Raw genomic sequence first — 21,000 nt, 5'->3', positions numbered from 1 at the left:
AATGACAAGGCCTTTTAAATTTTATTCACAGAGAATTTTCTTACGCATCTCGCGTTAAACCTTTCTCTATTACCCGTACTAAGCGCTGTTTTTTCGGCAGCTGAACCTCAATAGCATTGGCGTTTCGCTTGGTTAATTGTTGCGCAATCGCCCAGTCTATGTGCTCATCAAGAAGTGGGTGCTCACCTTTTCTTTTTGTCAGCGCGTCAATATTGGCTTCATCCCACGCAGCATTCCCTAACGCGACGGCAATATTACGTAGAAAACGCACGTGGCCGATGCGGCGGATCGCTGAGCCTTCGGTCATTTTTAAGAAGTGCGCTTCGCTCCAGCCAAACAGCTCAATCAGTTTCGGGCTGTGCAACGCCTGGCGCGGCGAAAAATCCGCTTCAACGGTCAACTGCGAAAAACGGTTCCACGGGCAAATGAGCTGGCAATCATCACAGCCGTAGATGCGGTTTCCAATCAGCGGACGGAAGGCTTCCGGAATCGCCCCTTCAAGCTCAATAGTCAGATAAGAAATACAGCGACGCGCATCGACGGTGTAAGGTTCGACAATCGCGCCGGTTGGGCAGATAGTCATACATGCCACGCAGCGGCCACAACCTTCTTCCACCGGTTGATCCACCGGCAGCGGGATATCAACCAGCAGCTCGCCGAGGAAAAAGAACGAACCGGCGTCGCGATCGAGGATAAGTGAGTGCTTACCTGTCCAGCCCAGGCCCGCCTTTGCGGCCAACGGGCGTTCAAGCACGGGCGCGGAATCGACAAAGGGTCTAAAATTCAGCGACGCGTACTGCTCCTGGATAGTTTCCCCCAGTTTTTTCAGCCGGTTTCGCATCAGCTTGTGATAATCGCGGCCCAGCGCATAGCGGCTGATATAACCCAGCGAGGGATCTTTTAAGGTGCGCGCAAACGCGGCGTTGGTGGGCAGATAGTTCATCCTGACGCTGATCACGCGCAGGGTGCCGGGCAACAGTTCATGCGGGCGGGCGCGCATCATACCGTGACGCGCCATCCACTCCATCTCGCCGTGATACTGTTTGTCCAGCCACGCCTGGAGCGCAGGCTCATGGGGGGTTAAATCGGTGTCGGTAATGCCGACATGCTGAAAGCCGAGATCGGCGCCCCATTGTTTTATATTTTGCGCGAGAAGATTGAGATCAAGGGGTTCAGACATGACGGACCATCGGCTTACCAGTAACCGTAGCAGTATACCACACTCGGTATGGCCCGCTGAGTGGGTGAGAAAAGCGGAGAAAGAGGCGGCGGATAGCCTCGGCATCACCCTCTATGAATTGATGCTGCGCGCCGGAGATGCCGCATTTCGGCTGGCGCGCGCGACGTGGCCTGAGGCGCAGCACTGGCTGGTGTTATGCGGACACGGCAACAACGGCGGCGACGGCTACGTGGTGGCGCGGCTGGCGAAGGCCGAAGGTATCGACGTTACGCTGCTGGCGCTGGAGAGCGACAAGCCGCTCCCTGAAGAAGCAGCCAACGCCCGCGACGCCTGGCTTAACGCCGGTGGGGAAATTCACGCGTCGACGACGCCCTGGCCGCAGGGCGTGTCGCTGATTATTGATGGCCTGCTGGGAACTGGCCTTGCCAGCGCGCCGCGCCCGTCGGTCAGCGTGTTGATCGATCAAGCCAATGCCGATCCCGCGCCAGTTCTGGCGTTAGATATCCCCTCCGGGCTACTGGCTGAAACCGGCGCAACGCCGGGCAGCGTGATTGTGGCGCAACAAACACTCACCTTTATCGCCCTGAAGCCCGGCCTGTTGACCGGAAAAGCCCGGGATGTGGTGGGAGAGCTCCACGTTAATGCGCTCGGGTTGGAAAGCTGGCTGGCGGGCAAGCCTGCGGCAATCCAGCGTTACGATGCGGCAACGCTGGCTCGCTGGCTTAAACCGCGCCGCGCTACCTCCCATAAAGGTGATAACGGGCGCTTACTGGTGATTGGCGGCGACCATGGCACCGCCGGGGCGATTCGTCTGGCGGGCGAAGCGGCGCTGCGTTCCGGGGCCGGGCTGGTGCGCGTGTTGACGCGTCAGGAAAATATCGCCGCACTGCTTACTGCCCGGCCTGAACTGATGGTACAGGCGTTAACCGATGAATCGCTCACTAAAGGCCTTGAATGGGCGGATGTGGTGATTATCGGTCCTGGCCTGGGCCAGGAAAAATGGGGTAAGAGAGCGCTGCAAAAAGTCGAAAATTCACAAAAACCGATGCTGTGGGATGCGGATGCGCTCAACCTTCTGGCATTCAATCCCGATAAACGTCAGAATCGGGTTATCACGCCGCACCCCGGCGAAGCGGCGCGGCTGCTCAATTGTGACGTCGCGCAAATTGAAAGCGATCGCTTACTCACAGCCCACCGCCTGGCGAAACGTTATGGCGGTGTTGTGGTCTTAAAGGGGGCGGGTACGCTGGTCGCCAGCGAAAACGGTGAACTCGCGATTGTCGATGCCGGAAATCCCGGCATGGCGACGGGCGGAATGGGCGATGTGTTGTCCGGTATCATCGGCGCGTTATTAGGTCAAAAACTCGATCTTTATGATGCCGCCTGCGCGGGTTGTGTGGCGCATGCCGCCGCTGCCGATGCCGCCGCCCGCCGTTCCGGGACGCGTGGAATGCTCGCAAGCGATCTGTTTACGACGCTGCACCTGGTTGTTAACCCTGAAATGAATACTGTAAACCATGATTGAACGTGTTATCCCTCTCGCCGATGAACAGGCAACGTTAGATTTCGGCAAGGCTGTCGCGCAGGCCTGTAATGGCGCAACGGTGATTTGGCTGGTGGGTGATTTAGGGGCGGGTAAAACCACCTTTAGTCGTGGTTTTTTGCAGGCGTTGGGCCATAAGGGCAATGTGAAAAGCCCGACCTATACCCTGGTCGAGCCCTACGAGCTTGAAAACCTGACCGTGTACCACTTCGACTTATATCGCCTGGCGGACCCTGAAGAACTGGAGTTTATGGGGATCCGCGATTATTTTGCCGATAACGCTATTTGCCTGGTGGAGTGGCCGCAACAGGGGGCGGGTGTGCTGCCCGATCCGGATGTTGAAATTCATCTTTCTTATCTCGATCGCGGGCGTTCGGCGTTGATTAAGGCGGTTTCCACGGCGGGCAACACGCTGGTGGCAAGTTTGGATCCCAACAGTGACACGGTTTCAGCGTGACGCGTCCAGCCATTTAACAAGGATAACGGGATGACATCTGGCATGAAAAAGTGGTTAACCCTCGCCTGGCTGGTGCTGTGCGCGCCTGCGTGGGCGGCAAGCTTATCCGATATCCAGGTCTCCAACGGCGATGACCAGGCGCGTATTACGTTCAGCTTTTTTGGCGAACCTGATTATGCGTTTTCTCACGATGGTCAGCGTAGCGTGGCGTTGGATATTAAACAGACCGGCGTGATTCAGGGGCTGCCGCTTATTTTCAGCGGCAACAACCTGGTGAAAAGCATTCGTTCAGGTACACCGAAAGACAGCGGCTCGCTGCGTCTGGTGGTCGATCTCACAAAGAACGGCAAAACCCGCGCGGTGAAGCAGCAAAACGGCGCTAACTATACCGTGGTGTTCACCATCAACGCCGATGCGCCGCCGCCTCCACCGCCAGTAGTGGCGAAGCGGGAGAGTGCTCCGCCGCCGCGCACCGGAGAGCCTGCGCGTAATCCGTTTAAATCGGAATCCGATCGCGTGACCTCTGTAGTGAGCAGCAATACCGTGACGCGGCCTGCCAGTACGCGCGCGGTATCGGCCAGCGGCGATCGTGTGGTCGTGGCGATTGATGCCGGGCACGGCGGCCAGGATCCTGGCGCTATCGGCCCTGGCGGCGTGAAAGAGAAAAACGTCACTATCGCTATCGCCCGCAAGCTGCGCACCCTGTTAAATGACGACCCGTTGTTTAAAGGCGTGCTGACGCGCGACGGCGATTACTTTATTTCGGTAATGGGCCGTTCCGACGTAGCGCGCAAACAGAACGCCAACGTGCTGGTGTCTATCCACGCGGACGCCGCCCCAAACCGCGACGCCACAGGCGCATCGGTATGGGTGCTGTCGAATCGCCGCGCGAACAGCGAAATGGCGGGCTGGCTTGAACAGCATGAGAAGCAATCGGAACTGCTGGGCGGGGCGGGCGACGTGCTGGCGAACAGCCAGGCAGACCCGTACTTAAGCCAGGCGGTGCTGGATTTACAGTTTGGCCATTCCCAGCGCGTCGGTTACGACGTGGCGACCAACGTGCTGTCGCAGCTGGCGCGGGTGGGCGATTTACATAAGCGCCGACCGGAACACGCCAGCCTCGGCGTACTGCGCTCGCCGGATATTCCGTCCCTGTTAGTGGAGACGGGTTTTATCAGCAACAGCGGTGAAGAACGCCTGTTGGCGAGTGATGATTACCAACAGCAACTTGCCGATGCGCTTTATAAGGGATTGCGTAACTATTTCCTGTCGCATCCGTTACAATCGGCGCCAGGAGAAGGCGGTACCGGCAAAACGGTTAACGTCGGTTCAACGACCACGGGCCAGTTTGCCGTGACGCAATAAGGAGCATTCATGCCGATTCAGGTTCTGCCGCCACAGCTTGCAAATCAGATAGCCGCAGGTGAAGTGGTGGAACGCCCCGCATCCGTCGTTAAGGAACTGGTAGAAAACAGCCTGGACGCCGGTGCGACGCGTATTGATATTGATATTGAGCGCGGCGGGGCGAAGCTTATTCGCATCCGGGATAACGGCAGCGGCATTAACAAAGACGAACTGGCGCTGGCGCTGGCGCGTCATGCCACCAGTAAAATCGCCTCGCTTGATGACCTGGAAGCGATTATTAGCCTCGGGTTTCGCGGCGAGGCGCTGGCCAGTATCAGTTCGGTATCACGCCTGACCCTGACATCGCGCACCGCAGAACAGAGTGAGGCGTGGCAAGCCTATGCCGAAGGGCGCGATATGGATGTGACGGTGAAACCTGCTGCGCATCCTGTCGGCACGACGCTGGAAGTGCTGGATCTGTTTTACAACACGCCGGCGCGGCGCAAATTCATGCGCACCGAAAAAACTGAATTCAACCATATTGATGAAATTATCCGCCGCATCGCGCTGGCGCGCTTCGATGTGACCATCAACCTCAGCCATAACGGCAAGTTAATCCGCCAGTATCGCGGCGTTCAACCCAATGCGCCGAAAGAGCGGCGTCTGGGGGCTATTTGCGGCACCGCGTTTCTTGAGCAGGCGTTGACCATTGAGTGGCAGCACGGCGATTTAGCGTTGCGCGGCTGGGTGGCAGAACCGAAAGCCAGCGCCGGGCTGAGCGAAATCCAGTATTGCTACGTGAATGGCCGCATGATGCGCGACCGCCTGATTAACCATGCTATTCGCCAGGCCTGTGAAGACAAGCTGGGTGTCGATCAGCAGCCCGCCTATGTACTTTATCTGGAGATCGACCCGCATCAGGTGGATGTGAATGTGCATCCGGCCAAGCATGAAGTGCGGTTCCATCAGTCGCGGCTGGTGCATGATTTTATCTACCAGGGCGTGCTGAGCGTGCTGCAACAGCAGCAGGCGGAACCGACGTTGCCGCTGGGGCAGGCCGAAGAAGCGCCGCCGCGCTGGCAGCCGGAAAACCGCGTGGCGGCGGGGAAGAACCACTTCTCCCAGCCGGCGGTGGAAAAACCTGCGCCCGCACCGCGTCAGGCCAGCGCCTCTTCCGGCGGCGGTCGCGCTTCATCAGGCGGTGCATGGCCCCATGCCCAGGCAGATTACCAAAAACAGCAGGGTGCGCTCTATCGTAAGCTGCTGGAGACGCCGGAAACGCCGCGTGAAAACAGACCTGCGCTGCCCGCGCTGAAAGGGCATAGCCACAGCTTTGGCCGCGTGTTGACGGTCATCAGCAATGCTTACGCGCTGCTGGAACGCGACGAGCGCGTAATGCTGCTGGATTTAACCGTGGCGGAGCGCTGGCTCCGGCAGGGGCAACTGACGCCCGGCGCAGAAACTCTCTGTGCCCAGCCGTTGCTGATTCCGGTGCGTATTAAGGTGGATGCGCAAGAGCAAACGGTGATGCGCAACGCCACAGCATTATTAGAGGGAATGGGCATCCAAACCATGCTGGATCATCAACATGTTACGATCCGCACCGTGCCTTTACCCTTACGCCAACAAAATTTACAAATCTTGATTCCTGAACTGATAGGCTACCTGGCGGCAAACGAGAAAGCCGATTCCGCACAACTTGCTGGCTGGCTTGCCCGCCAACTGGCGACCGAACATGAACAGTGGAGCGTGGCCCAGGCCATCACGCTGTTAACGGATGTGGAACGGCTTTGTCCAAACCTGGTGAAGTCACCGCCTGGTGGTTTATTACAACCTGTCGATCTCCAACCGGCGATGAATGCCCTGAAACATGACTGAAGTAAGTAAGGCGAGCCTGCCTAAGGCGATTTTTTTAATGGGGCCGACGGCCTCGGGCAAAACGGCGCTGGCAATTAATCTGCGTAAAACGCTCCCGGTTGAGTTGATAAGCGTCGATTCCGCCCTCATCTATCGAGGAATGGATGTCGGAACGGCGAAGCCGACCGCAGCGGAGCTGGCGCAGGCGCCGCACCGTTTGCTGGATGTGCTGGACCCGGCGGAGGCGTACTCCGCGGCAGATTTTCGTCGCGATGCACTGAAAGAGATGGCGGAGATTACCGCCAGCGGTCGTATCCCACTGTTAGTGGGCGGAACCATGCTTTACTTCAAGGCGTTACTGGAGGGGTTATCCCCGTTGCCCTCGGCAAATCCAGAAATCAGGGCACGTATTGAACAACAGGCGGCAGAGCAGGGGTGGGACGCCTTGCATCGCGAACTACAGGAAATTGACCCTGTCGCGGCAAGACGGATTCATCCAAATGATCCGCAAAGACTTTCCCGGGCACTGGAAGTTTTTTTCATTTCGGGTAAAACTTTAACGGAACTGACGCAAACGTCAGGAGACGCTCTGCCGTACCAGGTGCACCAGTTCGCCATCGCCCCGGCGAGCCGTGAACTGCTCCATCAGCGAATTGAGCAGCGTTTTCATCAGATGTTGGCTTCAGGTTTTGAAGCAGAAGTGCGGGCGCTTTTCGCCCGTGGAGATTTGCATACGGATATGCCTTCCATTCGTTGTGTAGGATACCGCCAGATGTGGTCTTATCTGGCCGGTGAAGTCCCTTATGACGACATGGTTTATCGCGGTATTTGCGCCACGAGGCAGTTGGCGAAACGCCAGATGACCTGGCTGCGGGGTTGGGAAGGTGTTCACTGGTTAGACAGTGATAATCCTGAAAAAGCCCGTCAGGACGTGTTACAGGTTGTTGGTGCGAACCATCAATGAATGTGTACAATTGAACCGTATCGTGCGCGAATTTTTTTAGGTAGTTTTTCAGAGCCCAAGGGTTCTTAAGTACAAAACAAGCATATAAGGAAAAGATAGAATGGCTAAGGGGCAATCTTTACAAGATCCGTTCTTGAACGCACTGCGTCGTGAACGTGTTCCAGTTTCTATTTATTTGGTGAATGGTATTAAGCTGCAAGGGCAGATTGAGTCTTTCGATCAGTTCGTTATTTTGTTGAAAAACACGGTTAGCCAGATGGTGTATAAGCACGCGATTTCTACGGTGGTGCCGTCTCGCCCGGTTTCTCATCACAGCAATAACGCCGGTGGCAGCACAGGTAGCAATTACCACCACAGTAATGCGCAGGGTGCATCTGCACCACAGCAAGACAGCGACGACGCCGAATAAGCGGGTGGCTGTTTCCATGACGGGGAACCAGTCTGGCTGTGTTCCCCGCTGGTCTTTTTGAGAGGTTATACGCTTGTTTGACCGTTATGACGCCGGTGAGCAGGCGGTGCTGGTACACATCTATTTTTCGCAAGACAAAGATATGGAAGATCTCCAGGAGTTTGATTCTCTGGTCTCTTCCGCCGGTGTCGAAGCATTACAGGTGATTACCGGTAGCCGTAAAGCCCCGCACCCAAAGTATTTTGTAGGTGAAGGTAAGGCCGTCGAAATAGCTGATGCCGTTAAAGCGACGGGCGCATCGGTTGTTTTATTTGATCATGCATTAACGCCTGCCCAGGAACGTAACCTGGAGCGCCTGTGTGAGTGTCGCGTAATCGACCGCACCGGCTTGATATTAGACATTTTTGCCCAACGTGCACGCACCCATGAAGGGAAGTTGCAGGTTGAGCTCGCCCAATTGCGGCATCTGGCGACGCGCCTGGTGCGCGGCTGGACCCACCTTGAACGTCAGAAAGGCGGGATAGGCTTGCGCGGGCCGGGTGAAACGCAGTTGGAAACTGACCGCCGTTTGCTGCGTAACCGTATTACGTTAATTCTTTCACGCCTTGAGAAAGTCGAAAAACAACGCGAACAAGGGCGTCGATCGAGAAGCAAAGCGGATATTCCTACCGTCTCACTGGTGGGCTATACCAACGCCGGTAAATCCACCTTGTTCAACCAGATTACCGAAGCGCAGGTTTACGCGGCGGATCAGCTGTTTGCCACGCTGGACCCGACGCTGCGCCGGATAGATGTTGCCGATGTCGGTGAAACCGTGCTGGCGGATACCGTCGGCTTTATCCGCCATCTGCCCCATGATCTGGTTGCCGCGTTTAAAGCGACATTACAGGAAACCCGTCAGGCCACGTTGCTGCTGCATGTGGTTGACGCAGCGGATGTCCGTATGCAGGAGAACATCGACGCCGTTAACACGGTGCTTGAAGAGATCGAGGCTGACGAGATCCCGACCCTGCTGGTGATGAACAAAATCGATACGCTGGACGGGTTTCAGCCGCGTATCGACAGAAACGATGAAAATATGCCGATTCGGGTTTGGCTTTCTGCCCAGACCGGTGACGGCGTACCACTGCTTTTCCAGGCTCTGACGGAGCGTTTGTCGGGAGAGATAGCGCAGCACACGTTGCGTTTGCCTCCAGAGGCAGGGCGACTGCGGAGCCGGTTTTACCAGCTTCAGGCGATAGAAAAAGAGTGGATGGAGGAGGACGGTAGCGTGGGGCTGGAAGTACGTATGCCCATCGTTGACTGGCGCCGCCTCTGTAAACAAGAACCGACTCTGGTTGACTATGTTGTTTAACCGGTCTGAGGTTGCCTGAAGAACTTTCCCCTTTGGGGGGTACCTGAAATAGTCTGGGTTGTCTCGTAGCGCGAACGGAACAACTTCCCGGCGGCATTAAGCGCGATGCCGTGGGAAACGTGAAGACAGCAATAAAGAGACAGTGCGGAGCAGGACAGGTATATCACCGCATAACAAATATGGAGCACAAACATGGCGTGGAATCAGCCCGGTAATAACGGACAGGACCGCGACCCGTGGGGAAGCAGCAAGCCTGGCGGCGACTCTGGGGGAAATGGAAATAAAGGCGGTCGCGATCAGGGGCCGCCCGATCTGGATGATATCTTCCGTAAACTGAGTAAAAAACTCGGTGGATTTGGTGGTAGAAGCGGTGGAAGTTCAACCCAGGGCCCCCGTAACCCTATCGGTGGCCGTGTGGTGGTGATTGTCGCTGCGGCGGCGGTGATCATTTGGGCTGCGAGCGGATTCTATACCATCAAAGAAGCGGAACGCGGCGTGGTAACGCGTTTTGGCAAATTCAGTCACCTGGTTGAACCGGGTCTGAACTGGAAGCCAACGTTTATCGATAGCGTCCAGCCTGTTAACGTTGAATCGGTGCGTGAACTCGCGGCGTCCGGCGTTATGCTGACCTCTGATGAAAACGTGGTGCGCGTTGAGATGAACGTGCAGTACCGCGTGACCGATCCCGAGCGTTATCTGTTTAGCGTGACCAGCGCCGACGACAGTCTGCGTCAGGCCACCGACAGCGCCCTGCGCGGCGTCATCGGCAAATACACCATGGACCGTATCCTCACTGAAGGCCGTACGGTGATCCGTAGCGATACCCAGCGCGAACTGGAAGAGACCATTCGCCCTTACAACATGGGCATCACGCTGCTGGACGTCAACTTCCAGGCCGCACGTCCGCCGGAAGAGGTGAAAGCCGCGTTTGATGATGCGATTGCCGCGCGTGAAAACGAACAGCAATACATCCGTGAGGCGGAAGCCTACACCAACGAAGTGCAGCCGCGTGCTAACGGTTCTGCCCAGCGCATCATCGAAGATGCCCGTGCGTATAAGACCCAGACCATTCTGGAAGCGCAGGGTGAAGTGGCGCGCTTTGCCAAAATCCTCCCGGAGTATAAAGCCGCGCCGGAAATCACCCGCGAACGTCTGTATATCGAGACCATGGAAAAAGTCCTTAGCCATACCCGTAAAGTACTGGTTAACGATAAGGGCGGAAACCTGATGGTTCTGCCGCTGGATCAGATGCTGAAAGGCAACAATGCCCCGGCATCAAAGAGCGATAGCAGTGGCGCGGATTCCTTACTGCGCCTGCCGCCTGCTTCCTCATCCAGCAACAGCGGCGCTAACCGGCCTGCCTCATCCAGCGCTGGCGACATCATGGATCAGCGCCGTGCGAATGCGCAGCGTAACGATTACCAGCGCGAAGGGAGTGAATAACAATGCGTAAGTCAGTGATTGCAGTCATCATCATCGTGCTGGTGGTGCTCTACACCTCGGTATTCGTGGTGAAAGAAGGTGAGCGTGGAATTACGCTGCGTTTCGGTAAGGTCCTGCGTGATGATGAAAACAAGCCGGTGGTGTTTGAGCCAGGCCTGCATTTCAAAATCCCGTTTATCGAATCGGTGAAGACTCTTGATGCGCGTATCCAGACTATGGATAACCAAGCGGATCGTTTCGTGACCAAAGAGAAGAAAGACCTGATCGTCGACTCCTATATCAAATGGCGTATCAGCGACTTCAGCCGTTACTACCTGGCGACAGGCGGCGGCGACGTTTCTCAGGCGGAAGTGCTGCTGAAACGTAAATTCTCGGACCGTTTGCGTTCGGAAATTGGTCGTCTGGATGTGAAAGACATCGTGACCGACTCCCGTGGTCGTTTGACCCTGGAAGTGCGCGATGCGCTGAACTCCGGTTCTGCGGGTACTGAAGATGAAGTGACGACGCCGGCGGCGGATGATGCGATTGCCAAAGCGGCAGAGCGCGTTGCGGCGGAAACCAACGGTAAAGTGCCGGTGGTGAACCCAAACAGTATGGCCGCGCTGGGTATCGAAGTGGTGGATGTGCGTATCAAGCAGATCAACCTGCCGACCGAAGTATCTGAAGCGATCTTCAACCGTATGCGTGCAGAACGTGAAGCGGTAGCGCGTCGCCACCGTTCGCAAGGCCAGGAAGAAGCGGAAAAACTGCGTGCTGCGGCGGATTACGAAGTGACCCGTACTCTGGCGGAATCTGAACGTCAGGCGCGTATCCTGCGCGGTGAAGGCGATGCGGAAGCGGCGAAACTGTTTGCCGACGCGTTCAGCCAGGACCCGGATTTCTATGCGTTTATCCGTAGCCTGCGTGCTTATGAGAGCAGCTTTAACTCCAATCAGGACGTCATGGTGCTGAGCCCGGACAGCGACTTCTTCCGTTATATGAAGACGCCATCCAACAGCGCGCGCTAAACTACGCGAATCCCTGATGAAGAGCCGGTGAATACCGGCTCTTTTTTTATTGGACAGAGAAAAATGAATTCTACGATTTGGTTAGCGCTGGCACTGGTATTGGTGCTGGAAGGTCTCGGGCCGATGTTATTTCCACGTCTCTGGCGGCGGATGGTGTTAAGTATGACACAATTACCTGAAACGATTTTACGCCGCTTTGGCGGCGGTCTAGTGGTCGCTGGCTGCGTTATCTACTACATGTTGAGGAAAACGATTGGCTGACCGTTATTTGGTCAAGTTCGATGAATTTTGAATATAAAAAGGGCTGATCATCCACAAAACCGATGGTAGAATCCATTTTTAAGCAAACGGTGATTTTGAAAAATGGGTAACAACGTCGTCGTACTGGGCACCCAATGGGGTGACGAAGGCAAAGGGAAGATTGTCGATCTTCTTACTGAACGGGCTAAATATGTTGTGCGCTACCAGGGTGGTCACAACGCTGGCCATACTCTCGTAATCAACGGTGAAAAAACCGTCCTCCATCTTATTCCCTCAGGTATTCTTCGTGAGAATGTCACTAGCATCATCGGTAACGGAGTGGTGCTCTCTCCGGCTGCGCTGATGAAAGAGATGAAAGAGCTGGAAGACCGCGGTATTCCGGTTCGCGAGCGTCTGCTGCTCTCTGAGGCTTGCCCGCTGATTCTGGATTATCACGTCGCACTGGACGTGGCGCGCGAAAAAGCGCGTGGCGCAAAAGCAATCGGCACCACCGGTCGTGGTATCGGCCCGGCTTATGAAGATAAAGTGGCGCGTCGCGGCCTGCGCGTTGGCGACCTGTTCGACAAAGCGACCTTTGCTGAGAAACTGAAAGAAGTGCTGGAATACCATAACTTCCAGCTGGTTAACTTCTACAAAGTTGAAGCGGTTGACTACCAGAAAGTGCTGGATGATGTGATGGCGATCGCCGACGTCCTGACCAGCATGGTGGTGGACGTTTCCGATCTGCTGGATCAGGCGCGTAAACGCGGCGATTTCATCATGTTCGAAGGCGCACAGGGTACGCTGTTGGATATCGACCACGGCACCTATCCGTACGTGACCTCTTCCAACACCACCGCTGGCGGCGTAGCGACGGGTTCCGGTATTGGTCCGCGTTATGTTGACTACGTGCTGGGCATCATCAAAGCCTACTCCACTCGCGTGGGCGCGGGTCCGTTCCCGACCGAACTGTTTGACGACATCGGTGAGTTCCTGTGCAAACAGGGCAACGAATATGGCGCGACCACGGGCCGCCGTCGTCGTACCGGCTGGCTGGACTCCGTTGCGGTGCGCCGCGCAGTGCAGATCAACTCCCTGTCGGGCTTCTGCCTGACCAAGCTGGACGTACTGGACGGCCTGAAAGAAGTGAAAATCTGCGTTGCCTATCGTCTGCCGGATGGTCGTGAAGTGACCACCACGCCGATGGCCGCTGACGACTGGGAAGGTATCGAGCCGATTTACGAAACTATGCCGGGCTGGTCTGAGTCCACCTTTGGCGTGAAAGAGCGCAGCGGTCTGCCGCAGGCGGCGCTGAACTACATTCAGCGTATCGAAGAACTGACCGGCGTGCCGATTGACATTATTTCTACCGGCCCTGACCGTACAGAAACCATGATTCTGCGCGACCCGTTCGACGCATAATGATGAAAAGGGGCGTTTTGAACGCCCCTTTATTGTTTTTCCGCTTTTTCCCAGCCCGCTTTCAAATAAATTAGCCGCCTGAGCGCTGGCTGGTTTATCATCACTTAATGCCCGTCATAATTCGGGCATATGCCCCAGGCAAATCGCTTTCCCCCTTATTCAGAGGTTGATGTGCAGTTAACGAGTTTTACCGATTACGGATTACGTGCTTTGATTTATATGGCGTCATTGCCGGAAGGTCGTATGACGAGTATTTCCGAAGTGACCGAGGTTTATGGCGTGTCCCGTAATCATATGGTTAAAATTATCAACCAACTGAGTCGCGCTGGTTATGTTATGGCTGTGCGTGGAAAAAACGGCGGCATCCGTTTAGGCAAACCTGCACCCTTAATTCGCATCGGTGATGTCGTTCGCGAGCTGGAACCCCTCTCGCTGGTGAACTGCAGCAGCGAGTTTTGCCATATCACCCCCGCCTGCCGTTTAAAACAGGCGCTTTCAAAAGCGGTGAATAGTTTTCTGACTGAGCTTGATAACTACACGCTTGCCGACTTAGTTGAAGAGAATACGCCGCTGTATAAATTACTGCTGGTGGAATAGTTATTATCTGACGGGTTTCAACGCGCTTTACGCATCAACGAACGCTGCGTGACGCGCTCTACACTGAACCGTTGGGGCGTTCCGCCAGAGATGACAACGGAGGAATCGAAATGTCACAAGATCCTTTTCAGGAACGAGAAGCAGAGAAGTACAACAATCCAATCCCGAGCCGGGAATTCATCCTCGAGCACTTAACCAAACGCGAAAAGCCCGCCAGTCGGGAAGAACTGGCGATCGAGCTGAATATTGAAGGCGAAGAACAGCAGGAAGCCCTGCGCCGCCGCCTGCGCGCCATGGAGCGCGATGGGCAACTGGTCTTCACCCGCCGCCAGTGCTACGCCTTGCCGGAGCGTCTGGACTTGGTAAAAGGCACCGTAATCGGCCATCGCGATGGCTACGGTTTCCTGAGAGTAGAAGGCCGAAAAGACGATTTGTATCTGTCATCTGAACAGATGAAAACCTGCATTCACGGCGATCAGGTGCTGGCGCAGCCGCTGGGTTCGGACCGTAAAGGACGCCGCGAAGCGCGTATCGTCCGCGTGCTGGTACCGAAAACCGGCCAGATCGTCGGGCGCTATTTTACCGACGCAGGCGTCGGCTTCGTGGTGCCGGATGACAGCCGCTTAAGCTTTGATATCCTCATCCCGCCCGAAGAGATCATGGGCGCGCGGATGGGCTTCGTGGTGGTGGTGGAACTGACCCAGCGCCCGACCCGCCGCACCAAAGCGATTGGTAAAATTGTTGAAGTGCTGGGCGATAACATGGGCACCGGCATGGCCGTCGATATGGCGCTGCGCACCCATGAAATCCCTTACGTCTGGCCGAAAGCGGTCGAGAAAGAAGTCGCTGGGTTAACCGAAGACGTGCCGGAAGAGGCTATTGCCGGACGCGTGGATTTACGCGATCTGCCGCTGGTCACTATCGACGGCGAAGACGCCCGCGACTTTGACGATGCGGTATTCTGCGAGAAAAAACGCGGCGGCGGCTGGCGCCTGTGGGTGGCGATTGCCGATGTAAGCTATTATGTGCGTCCGCAAACCGCGCTGGATACCGAAGCGCACAATCGCGGCACCTCAGTCTACTTCCCGTCGCAGGTGGTTCCCATGCTGCCGGAAGTCCTGTCCAACGGTCTCTGCTCGCTGAACCCGCAGGTTAACCGCCTGTGTATGGTGTGCGAGATGACCGTCTCCGCCAGCGGCAAGCTGACCGGTTACAAATTCTATGAAGCGGTAATGCGCTCCCATGCGCGCCTGACTTACACCAAGGTATGGCATATTTTGCAGGGCGATCAGGATCTGCGCGAGCAGTATCAGCCGCTGGTTAAGCACATCGAAGAGTTGCATCACCTGTATAAAGCGCTGGACGTTGCCCGCAGCGAGCGTGGCGGTATCTCGTTTGAAAGCGAAGAGGCGAAGTTTATCTTTAATGCTGAGCGCCGCATCGAACGCATCGAGCAAACCCAGCGTAACGACGCGCATAAACTGATTGAAGAGTGCATGATTCTGGCGAACATCTCGGCGGCGCGTTTCGTTGAGAAACACCAGGAGCCGGCGCTGTTCCGTATTCATGACCGTCCGAGCACCGAGGCGATCACCTCGTTCCGCTCGGTACTGGCTGAACTTGGGCTGGAACTGCCCGGCCGGGATAAACCCGAGCCGCGCGACTACGCCGAACTGCTGGAATCCATCGCCGATCGCCCGGATCATGAGATGCTGCAAACCATGCTGCTGCGCTCCATGAAACAGGCCATCTATGATCCGGAAAACCGCGGTCACTTTGGTCTGGCGCTTCAGTCTTATGCGCACTTCACGTCGCCGATCCGTCGTTACCCGGACCTGTCGCTGCACCGCGCCATTAAATATCTGTTGGCGAAGCAGGAAGGGCACGTCGGCAACAGTACGCCGACCGGCGGTTGGCACTATTCCGTGGAAGCGATGCTGCAACTGGGCCAACACTGCTCCATGACCGAACGCCGCGCCGATGAAGCCACCCGAGAAGTCTCGGACTGGCTGAAGTGCGACTTTATGCAGGATCAGGTAGGACAGACATTCTCTGGCGTTATCGCCAGCGTCACCGGCTTCGGCTTCTTTGTCCGTCTCAACGATCTGTTTATCGACGGGCTGGTGCACGTTTCTTCACTGGACAACGACTATTACCGTTTCGACCAGGTAGGCCAGCGCTTGATCGGCGAATCCGGTGGGCAAACCTATCGCCTGGGCGACCGCGTGGAAGTGAAAGTTGAAGCGGTCAACATGGATGAGCGTAAGATCGACTTCTCGCTGATCTCCAGCGAACGCGGTCCGCGCAACCTCGGTAAAACGGCGCGTGAGAAAGCGCGTAAGGGTGGCGCAGCGAAGCCCTCCGGGAAGCGTCGCCAGGCGGGTAAAAGAACCAACTTCGAGCCGGACAGCGAATTCCGTGGTGAAAAGCGCAAGCCGAAAGCCAAAAAAGAGCAAGCCGATAAGAAAGTGAAAAAACCGTCGACGAAAACCCAAAAAATCGCGGCGGCGACCAAAGCGAAGCGGGCAGCGAAAAAGAAAACGCACGACGCGTAACGTCCGGCTGGCCTTATCGTGTCGATAAGGCCAGCGGCAACGTATTAAACCAGGCGCGATATCGCCTCAAATGAGTACTTTTCATGAGTGAAATGATTTACGGCATCCATGCGGTTCAGGCTTTGCTGGAACGTGCACCTGAACGTTTTCAGGAAGTCTTTGTGCTGAAAGGCCGCGAAGATAAACGGTTGCTGCCTTTACTGCACGCGCTGGAAGCCCAGGGCGTGGTGATTCAGGTGGCGAACCGCCAGTTCCTGGATGAAAAAAGCGATGGCGCGGTCCATCAGGGGATTATCGCGCGGGTGAAGCCGGGGCGTCAGTATCAGGAAAACGATCTGCCGGATCTGCTGGCCCAGTTTGAATCGCCGTTCCTGTTGATCCTCGACGGCGTGACCGATCCCCATAATCTGGGCGCATGTCTACGTAGCGCCGATGCGGCAGGCGTACACGCGGTTATCGTACCGAAAGACCGTTCCGCGCAGCTCAACGCCACCGCCAAAAAAGTGGCCTGCGGCGCGGCGGAAAACGTGCCGTTGATTCGCGTCACCAACCTGGCGCGCACTATGCGTCTGCTTCAGGAAGAGAATGTCTGGATTGTCGGCACCGCTGGCGAAGCGGACCACACTGTCTACCAGAGCAAAATGACCGGCCGTCTGGCGCTGGTGATGGGCGCGGAAGGCGAGGGCATGCGCCGTTTGACCCGCGAGCACTGCGACGAGTTAATCAGCATTCCGATGGCGGGCAGCGTCTCGTCATTAAACGTTTCTGTTGCGACGGGCATCTGCCTGTTCGAAGCGGTGCGTCAACGCAGCCTGTAATTTGTCTCCCGGGGCGCGTGCGCCCCGCTTTGTGATCCCTTTCCCTGCATAACTTTTCCCGGCGTCCATACTAAAGGCGTTGCCGATTTATGGAGGGAAACAGGATGCAATGGCAAACTCATACCGTTTTCAACCAACCCATCCCGTTAAACAACAGTAATCTCTTTTTATCCGACACCGCGCTACGCGAAGCCGTCCAGCGTGAAGACGCCGCCTGGGATGCGGAATTTTTGGCCAGCATCGGCCAGCAACTGGGCACCGCCGAATCCCTTGAGCTGGGCCGTCTGGCCAACGCTAACCCGCCTGAATTATTACGCTATGACGCCAGCGGCGAGCGGCTCGACGACGTGCGTTTTCATCCGGCGTGGCATCTGCTGATGCAGGGGCTGTTCGCCAACCGGGTGCACAATCTGCCGTGGCAGGAAGACCGGCGGCGCGGTTCATTTGTGGCGCGGGCGGCGCGTTTTATTCTTCATGCCCAGGTGGAGGCGGGTACGCTCTGCCCGGTGACCATGACCTTTGCCGCCACGCCTTTGTTGCTTCAGTCACTGCCTTCGGCGTTCAGCGACTGGACCAAACCGCTGCTTAGCGACCGCTACGATGCTCATCTCCAGCCTGCCGGACAAAAGCGCGGATTGCTGATTGGCATGGGGATGACTGAGAAGCAGGGCGGTTCAGACGTGCTTACTAATACCACCCGCGCAGAGCCTTTCGGTAGCCCCGGACCCGGCGAAGCGTATCGGCTGGTGGGGCATAAATGGTTTTACTCGGTGCCGCAAAGCGACGGGCATCTGGTGTTGGCCCAGGCAAAAGGCGGGCTGTCCTGCTTCCTGGTGCCGCGCTTTTTACCCGACGGACAGCGTAATGCGGTACGTCTCGAGCGGCTGAAAGACAAACTGGGCAACCGATCTAACGCCAGCAGCGAAGCGGAATTCTGCGATGCGCTGGGCTGGCTGATGGGCGATGAGGGCGAAGGCGTGCGCCAGATTTTGAAAATGGGCGCGATGACCCGCTTCGACTGCGCGCTGGGCAGCCACGGCCTGATGCGCCGCGCACTGTCGGTCGCGTTATATCACGCCCATCAACGCCAGGCGTTCGGCAAGAACCTGATCGACCAGCCGCTGATGCGCCAGGTTTTAGGACGGATGGCGCTACAGTTGGAAGGGCAAACCGCGCTGTTGTTCCGACTGGCCCGCGCCTGGGAAGCGCAGGAGGATGAGCGGGAACAGGCGTTTTGCCGCCTGATGACCCCTGCGGCAAAATTCAACGTCTGCAAAGCGGGGATTCCGTTTGTGGCGGAGGCGATGGAGGTGCTGGGCGGCATCGGCTACTGCGAAGAGAGCGAGCTGCCGCGTTTGTATCGTGAAATGCCGGTTAACAGCATTTGGGAAGGCTCCGGCAATATCATGTGCCTGGATGTGCTACGGGTGCTGGTGAAACAGCCCCGCGTAATGGAGATGCTGAGCGGTGAGTTCGACGACGTTAAAGGCCAGAACCGACATTTTGACCGCGCCTGGCGACAATTGGCCCAGCGGTTACGCAAACCGAATGAGGCCGACGGGCGCGCCATTACCCGTCAGCTTTATCGGCTGGCAACCGGGGCGCAGCTGTTACGCACCGCCTCGGTGCCCACGGCGGAGTCCTGGTGCCAGATGATGCTCGACCCGCGTGGCGACGCCCAGGTGGCGGAAAAATGCCTTTCCGACGTCCTGCTGCGCGCCACGGGCGGCATCGGTTAACTGCTGCGTAAGCGGAACACGCTCACCAGCGTATTAAGATGGTGGCCCTTATCGCGCAGCGTTTGTGCCGTTTGCTCGCTGCGCGATACCCGTTCGGCGTTGATATGGGTCGCTTCGCCGATATGGTTCATCGCCAGATTAACCTGCTGGATCCCCGCCGACTGTTCGTGGGATGCCTGGCTGCTGTGCGTTACCAGTAAGTTCACCTGATCGATATGGTGAATAATCTGCTCCATCGCCTGCCGGGTACGCTCAGAAAGCTGGTGCCCTTCGGTAACTTTATGCAGCGTGTCCTCAATTAACGCATCGATTTCCTTCACCGCGTTGGCGCTACGCGCCGCCAGCGCCCGCACTTCCTGCGCCACAACCGCGAACCCTTTGCCATGCTCGCCTGCGCGGGCGGCTTCCACCGCGGCGTTCAGCGCCAGAATATTGGTCTGGAAGGCAATCGACTCAATCACATGGGTGATATCGGCGATTCGCTGCGAGGCGTCGCGGATGGCGTTCATGGTCGACACCGCATTCGTAACGGTATCGCCGCCGACATGCACCGCGTGGGAGGCCTGCTGCATATAATTCTGGGTCTGCACCATGTTTTCGGCATTCTGCTCTACCGTGGCCGTCAGTTGCTCCATGCTGGCGGACGTCTCTTCCACGCTGCTGGCCTGCTTGTTGATTTGCTCGCTGATATCGTGGCTGTCTGCCGCCAGTTCATCGGTGCCGTAGCTAATGTCGGCGGCGGCATCGCGCACCTGTGTCACGATCTGCTGCAAGCCGTTGCCCATACTGTTGATGGCGGCGATCAGTTCACCCACTTCATCCTGACGGCGCGTGGTGATGCTGGAACGCAAGTCGCCTGCGCCATACTGCTGCGCCAGGCCAATCACGTTACGCAGCGGTGCGGTAAGCAGACGGCGGGTGGTGAAATCAAACAGAATGGCGAACAGCAAGCTGATGACCAGACCGGCCAGCAAAAATTGGTTACGGAGTTGGTCAATGTGAGCGAGAAGGGTGCCCCGGTCTACTTCACCTACTACTACCCAATCCCATCCCGGAACATGGGTGAAGGTCATTAACGCGGTGCCCCCTGTGTCGCGCTGCCAGGTCAGTTCACCTTCGCTATCGGCCAGCAGATGCTGACGGATATCTTCAGGCAACCGCGGCTTTTGCCCTTCGGCATCGCGATGGAACAGATATTGGCCAAACAGCTCGCCCGGCTGGCGGTTAATCACGTAAAAATGGCCGCTGTCACCCAGCTTGCGGCTGAGGATTTTTTCGCGCATCAGTTGCCAGGAGGATGAAATATCCACACCCACAAACAGCACGGCGATAACGTTGCCCTGCTCATCTTTTACCGGCTGATATTGGGTGATGTAGCGCTTGCCGAAAAGCTGTGTTAGCCCGCGATAGATTTCACCTTTACTCATCGGCAGCCAGGCCGGGCTAGCGCGGTCAAGTTGGGTGCCGACCGCCCGGGTGCCGTCTTCTTTACGCAATGATGTTGCCACGCGCACGTAATCATCGCCGCTACGCACAAATAGCGTCGCGATAGCGCCGGTTCGCGTCTGGAAATCATCCGTTAACGCATTGTTCTCGTGCAGCGACAGTTCGCCGCCCTTAAGCAGCGGAATGCTCTGGCTATTTAGCGCCTGCATTTGCGCGGCATCGCGGGTAATAGGCTGAGGAATAAAACTATTTAGCAGAGTGGTATAGTTGCTGACCTCTTCGGTCAGCGTGGCGTCGAACATTTGCACCATGTCTACGACACCGCTGTTCTGGCTTTTTAAATCTTCCCGCGCCAGCGACTCCAGCTGTTGGCTGGCCTGATGGCTTAATATCAGAGTAAATGTCAAAAACAGACAGGCGAACGAAATGCCCGCAAACAGGGAGAGTTTGGTACCCAGCCCGATGCGCTGGAAAATGGTTTTCATAATTATCCCTTATACCAACCGAGTTGAGTTGCCCGGTTAAACGGCATCGGCGGGATAATATTTACTCAATATATGTAAAAATTTATGTCTGGATTTTACAAACGTTATTCAACAAGCAAAGCAGGCCCGGCGGCCTGCTT

Annotated in this window: 17 protein-coding genes; 15 read left to right on the top strand and 2 right to left on the bottom strand. The window is 56.6% G+C overall.

Annotated elements, in window-relative coordinates:
- Positions 1–40: 40 nt before the first annotated feature.
- Positions 41–1,180: a tRNA epoxyqueuosine(34) reductase QueG gene (queG, locus tag ACVV26_RS19970; protein ID WP_474798999.1), complete on the bottom strand. Its 1,140-nt coding sequence runs from the start codon at positions 1,178–1,180 to the stop codon at positions 41–43.
- Between queG and nnr the strand changes: the two genes are divergently transcribed.
- The 15 genes from nnr to ACVV26_RS19895 all read left to right on the top strand — a co-directional run bounded on the left by nnr (position 1,179) and on the right by ACVV26_RS19895 (position 18,929).
- Complete coding sequence (gene nnr, locus ACVV26_RS19965; protein ID WP_474798998.1) at positions 1,179–2,705, top strand: bifunctional ADP-dependent NAD(P)H-hydrate dehydratase/NAD(P)H-hydrate epimerase; 1,527 nt, start codon at positions 1,179–1,181, stop codon at positions 2,703–2,705. The genes queG and nnr overlap by 2 nt on opposite strands.
- Entirely contained in the window at positions 2,698–3,180 is a 483-nt protein-coding gene (tsaE, locus tag ACVV26_RS19960; RefSeq protein ID WP_312983892.1) for a tRNA (adenosine(37)-N6)-threonylcarbamoyltransferase complex ATPase subunit type 1 TsaE, read from the top strand. The genes nnr and tsaE overlap by 8 nt, the downstream gene beginning before the upstream one ends.
- A 30-nt stretch (positions 3,181–3,210) precedes the next feature.
- Entirely contained in the window at positions 3,211–4,545 is a 1,335-nt protein-coding gene (amiB, locus tag ACVV26_RS19955) for an N-acetylmuramoyl-L-alanine amidase AmiB (protein ID WP_474798996.1), read from the top strand.
- A 9-nt stretch (positions 4,546–4,554) separates the two neighbouring features.
- On the top strand, positions 4,555–6,402 hold the full coding sequence (mutL, locus tag ACVV26_RS19950; RefSeq protein ID WP_474798995.1) for a DNA mismatch repair endonuclease MutL: 1,848 nt from the start codon (positions 4,555–4,557) through the stop codon (positions 6,400–6,402).
- Entirely contained in the window at positions 6,395–7,345 is a 951-nt protein-coding gene (gene miaA / locus ACVV26_RS19945) for a tRNA (adenosine(37)-N6)-dimethylallyltransferase MiaA (protein ID WP_312983886.1), read from the top strand. Before mutL ends, miaA begins: the two co-directional genes overlap by 8 nt.
- A gap of 100 nt (positions 7,346–7,445) precedes the next feature.
- Positions 7,446–7,754, top strand: a complete 309-nt coding sequence (gene hfq, locus ACVV26_RS19940) for an RNA chaperone Hfq (RefSeq protein WP_125294168.1) — start codon at positions 7,446–7,448, stop codon at positions 7,752–7,754.
- Between the two features lie 73 nt (positions 7,755–7,827).
- Positions 7,828–9,108, top strand: a complete 1,281-nt coding sequence (gene hflX / locus ACVV26_RS19935; RefSeq protein WP_312983882.1) for a ribosome rescue GTPase HflX — start codon at positions 7,828–7,830, stop codon at positions 9,106–9,108.
- A 192-nt stretch (positions 9,109–9,300) separates the two neighbouring features.
- The gene (hflK, locus tag ACVV26_RS19930) at positions 9,301–10,551 is read left to right on the top strand and encodes an FtsH protease activity modulator HflK (RefSeq protein ID WP_312983880.1); all 1,251 of its coding nucleotides are present in this window, start codon (positions 9,301–9,303) and stop codon (positions 10,549–10,551) included.
- Between the two features lie 2 nt (positions 10,552–10,553).
- Positions 10,554–11,558 carry a protease modulator HflC gene (gene hflC / locus ACVV26_RS19925; RefSeq protein ID WP_474798994.1) on the top strand — a complete coding sequence of 335 codons (1,005 nt, stop codon included), beginning with the start codon at positions 10,554–10,556 and terminating at the stop codon, positions 11,556–11,558.
- 63 nt (positions 11,559–11,621) lie between these two features.
- On the top strand, positions 11,622–11,819 hold the full coding sequence (locus ACVV26_RS19920) for a DUF2065 domain-containing protein (RefSeq protein WP_125294172.1): 198 nt from the start codon (positions 11,622–11,624) through the stop codon (positions 11,817–11,819).
- 102 nt (positions 11,820–11,921) lie between these two features.
- The gene (locus tag ACVV26_RS19915; RefSeq protein ID WP_474798993.1) at positions 11,922–13,220 is read left to right on the top strand and encodes an adenylosuccinate synthase; all 1,299 of its coding nucleotides are present in this window, start codon (positions 11,922–11,924) and stop codon (positions 13,218–13,220) included.
- 171 nt (positions 13,221–13,391) lie between these two features.
- Entirely contained in the window at positions 13,392–13,817 is a 426-nt protein-coding gene (gene nsrR, locus ACVV26_RS19910) for a nitric oxide-sensing transcriptional repressor NsrR (RefSeq protein WP_312983876.1), read from the top strand.
- Positions 13,818–13,927: 110 nt separating this feature from the next.
- Positions 13,928–16,372 carry a ribonuclease R gene (rnr, locus tag ACVV26_RS19905; protein WP_474798992.1) on the top strand — a complete coding sequence of 815 codons (2,445 nt, stop codon included), beginning with the start codon at positions 13,928–13,930 and terminating at the stop codon, positions 16,370–16,372.
- 83 nt (positions 16,373–16,455) lie between these two features.
- On the top strand, positions 16,456–17,190 hold the full coding sequence (gene rlmB, locus ACVV26_RS19900) for a 23S rRNA (guanosine(2251)-2'-O)-methyltransferase RlmB (RefSeq protein ID WP_125294174.1): 735 nt from the start codon (positions 16,456–16,458) through the stop codon (positions 17,188–17,190).
- Positions 17,191–17,294: 104 nt separating this feature from the next.
- Positions 17,295–18,929, top strand: coding sequence for an isovaleryl-CoA dehydrogenase (locus ACVV26_RS19895; RefSeq protein WP_474798991.1), 1,635 nt, complete (start codon positions 17,295–17,297; stop codon positions 18,927–18,929).
- Here ACVV26_RS19895 and ACVV26_RS19890 read toward each other — a convergent pair.
- A complete protein-coding gene (locus ACVV26_RS19890; protein WP_474798989.1) occupies positions 18,926–20,860 on the bottom strand; it encodes a methyl-accepting chemotaxis protein in 1,935 nt (644 codons plus the stop codon). The two genes, ACVV26_RS19895 and ACVV26_RS19890, sit on opposite strands and share 4 nt — an antisense overlap.
- Between the last annotated feature and the right edge of the window lie 140 nt (positions 20,861–21,000).

The sequence above is a fragment of the Atlantibacter sp. MEI4A-1023 genome (assembly GCF_056155425.1).
This window is presented reverse-complemented; position numbering and strand designations above follow the sequence as displayed.

Bases quoted from the DNA above. Each gene is read 5' to 3' on its own strand.
- queG (WP_474798999.1), bottom strand. From the start codon at position 1,180: ATGTCTGAACCCCTTGATCTCAATCTTCTCGCGCAAAATATAAAACAA.
- mutL (WP_474798995.1), top strand. From the start codon at position 4,555: ATGCCGATTCAGGTTCTGCCGCCACAGCTTGCAAATCAGATAGCCGCA.
- ACVV26_RS19915 (WP_474798993.1), top strand. From the start codon at position 11,922: ATGGGTAACAACGTCGTCGTACTGGGCACCCAATGGGGTGACGAAGGC.
- ACVV26_RS19890 (WP_474798989.1), bottom strand. From the start codon at position 20,860: ATGAAAACCATTTTCCAGCGCATCGGGCTGGGTACCAAACTCTCCCTG.
- rnr (WP_474798992.1), top strand. From the start codon at position 13,928: ATGTCACAAGATCCTTTTCAGGAACGAGAAGCAGAGAAGTACAACAAT.
- tsaE (WP_312983892.1), top strand. From the start codon at position 2,698: ATGATTGAACGTGTTATCCCTCTCGCCGATGAACAGGCAACGTTAGAT.
- nnr (WP_474798998.1), top strand. From the start codon at position 1,179: ATGACGGACCATCGGCTTACCAGTAACCGTAGCAGTATACCACACTCG.
- ACVV26_RS19920 (WP_125294172.1), top strand. From the start codon at position 11,622: ATGAATTCTACGATTTGGTTAGCGCTGGCACTGGTATTGGTGCTGGAA.
- miaA (WP_312983886.1), top strand. From the start codon at position 6,395: ATGACTGAAGTAAGTAAGGCGAGCCTGCCTAAGGCGATTTTTTTAATG.
- hflC (WP_474798994.1), top strand. From the start codon at position 10,554: ATGCGTAAGTCAGTGATTGCAGTCATCATCATCGTGCTGGTGGTGCTC.
- hfq (WP_125294168.1), top strand. From the start codon at position 7,446: ATGGCTAAGGGGCAATCTTTACAAGATCCGTTCTTGAACGCACTGCGT.
- ACVV26_RS19895 (WP_474798991.1), top strand. From the start codon at position 17,295: ATGCAATGGCAAACTCATACCGTTTTCAACCAACCCATCCCGTTAAAC.
- rlmB (WP_125294174.1), top strand. From the start codon at position 16,456: ATGAGTGAAATGATTTACGGCATCCATGCGGTTCAGGCTTTGCTGGAA.
- amiB (WP_474798996.1), top strand. From the start codon at position 3,211: ATGACATCTGGCATGAAAAAGTGGTTAACCCTCGCCTGGCTGGTGCTG.
- hflK (WP_312983880.1), top strand. From the start codon at position 9,301: ATGGCGTGGAATCAGCCCGGTAATAACGGACAGGACCGCGACCCGTGG.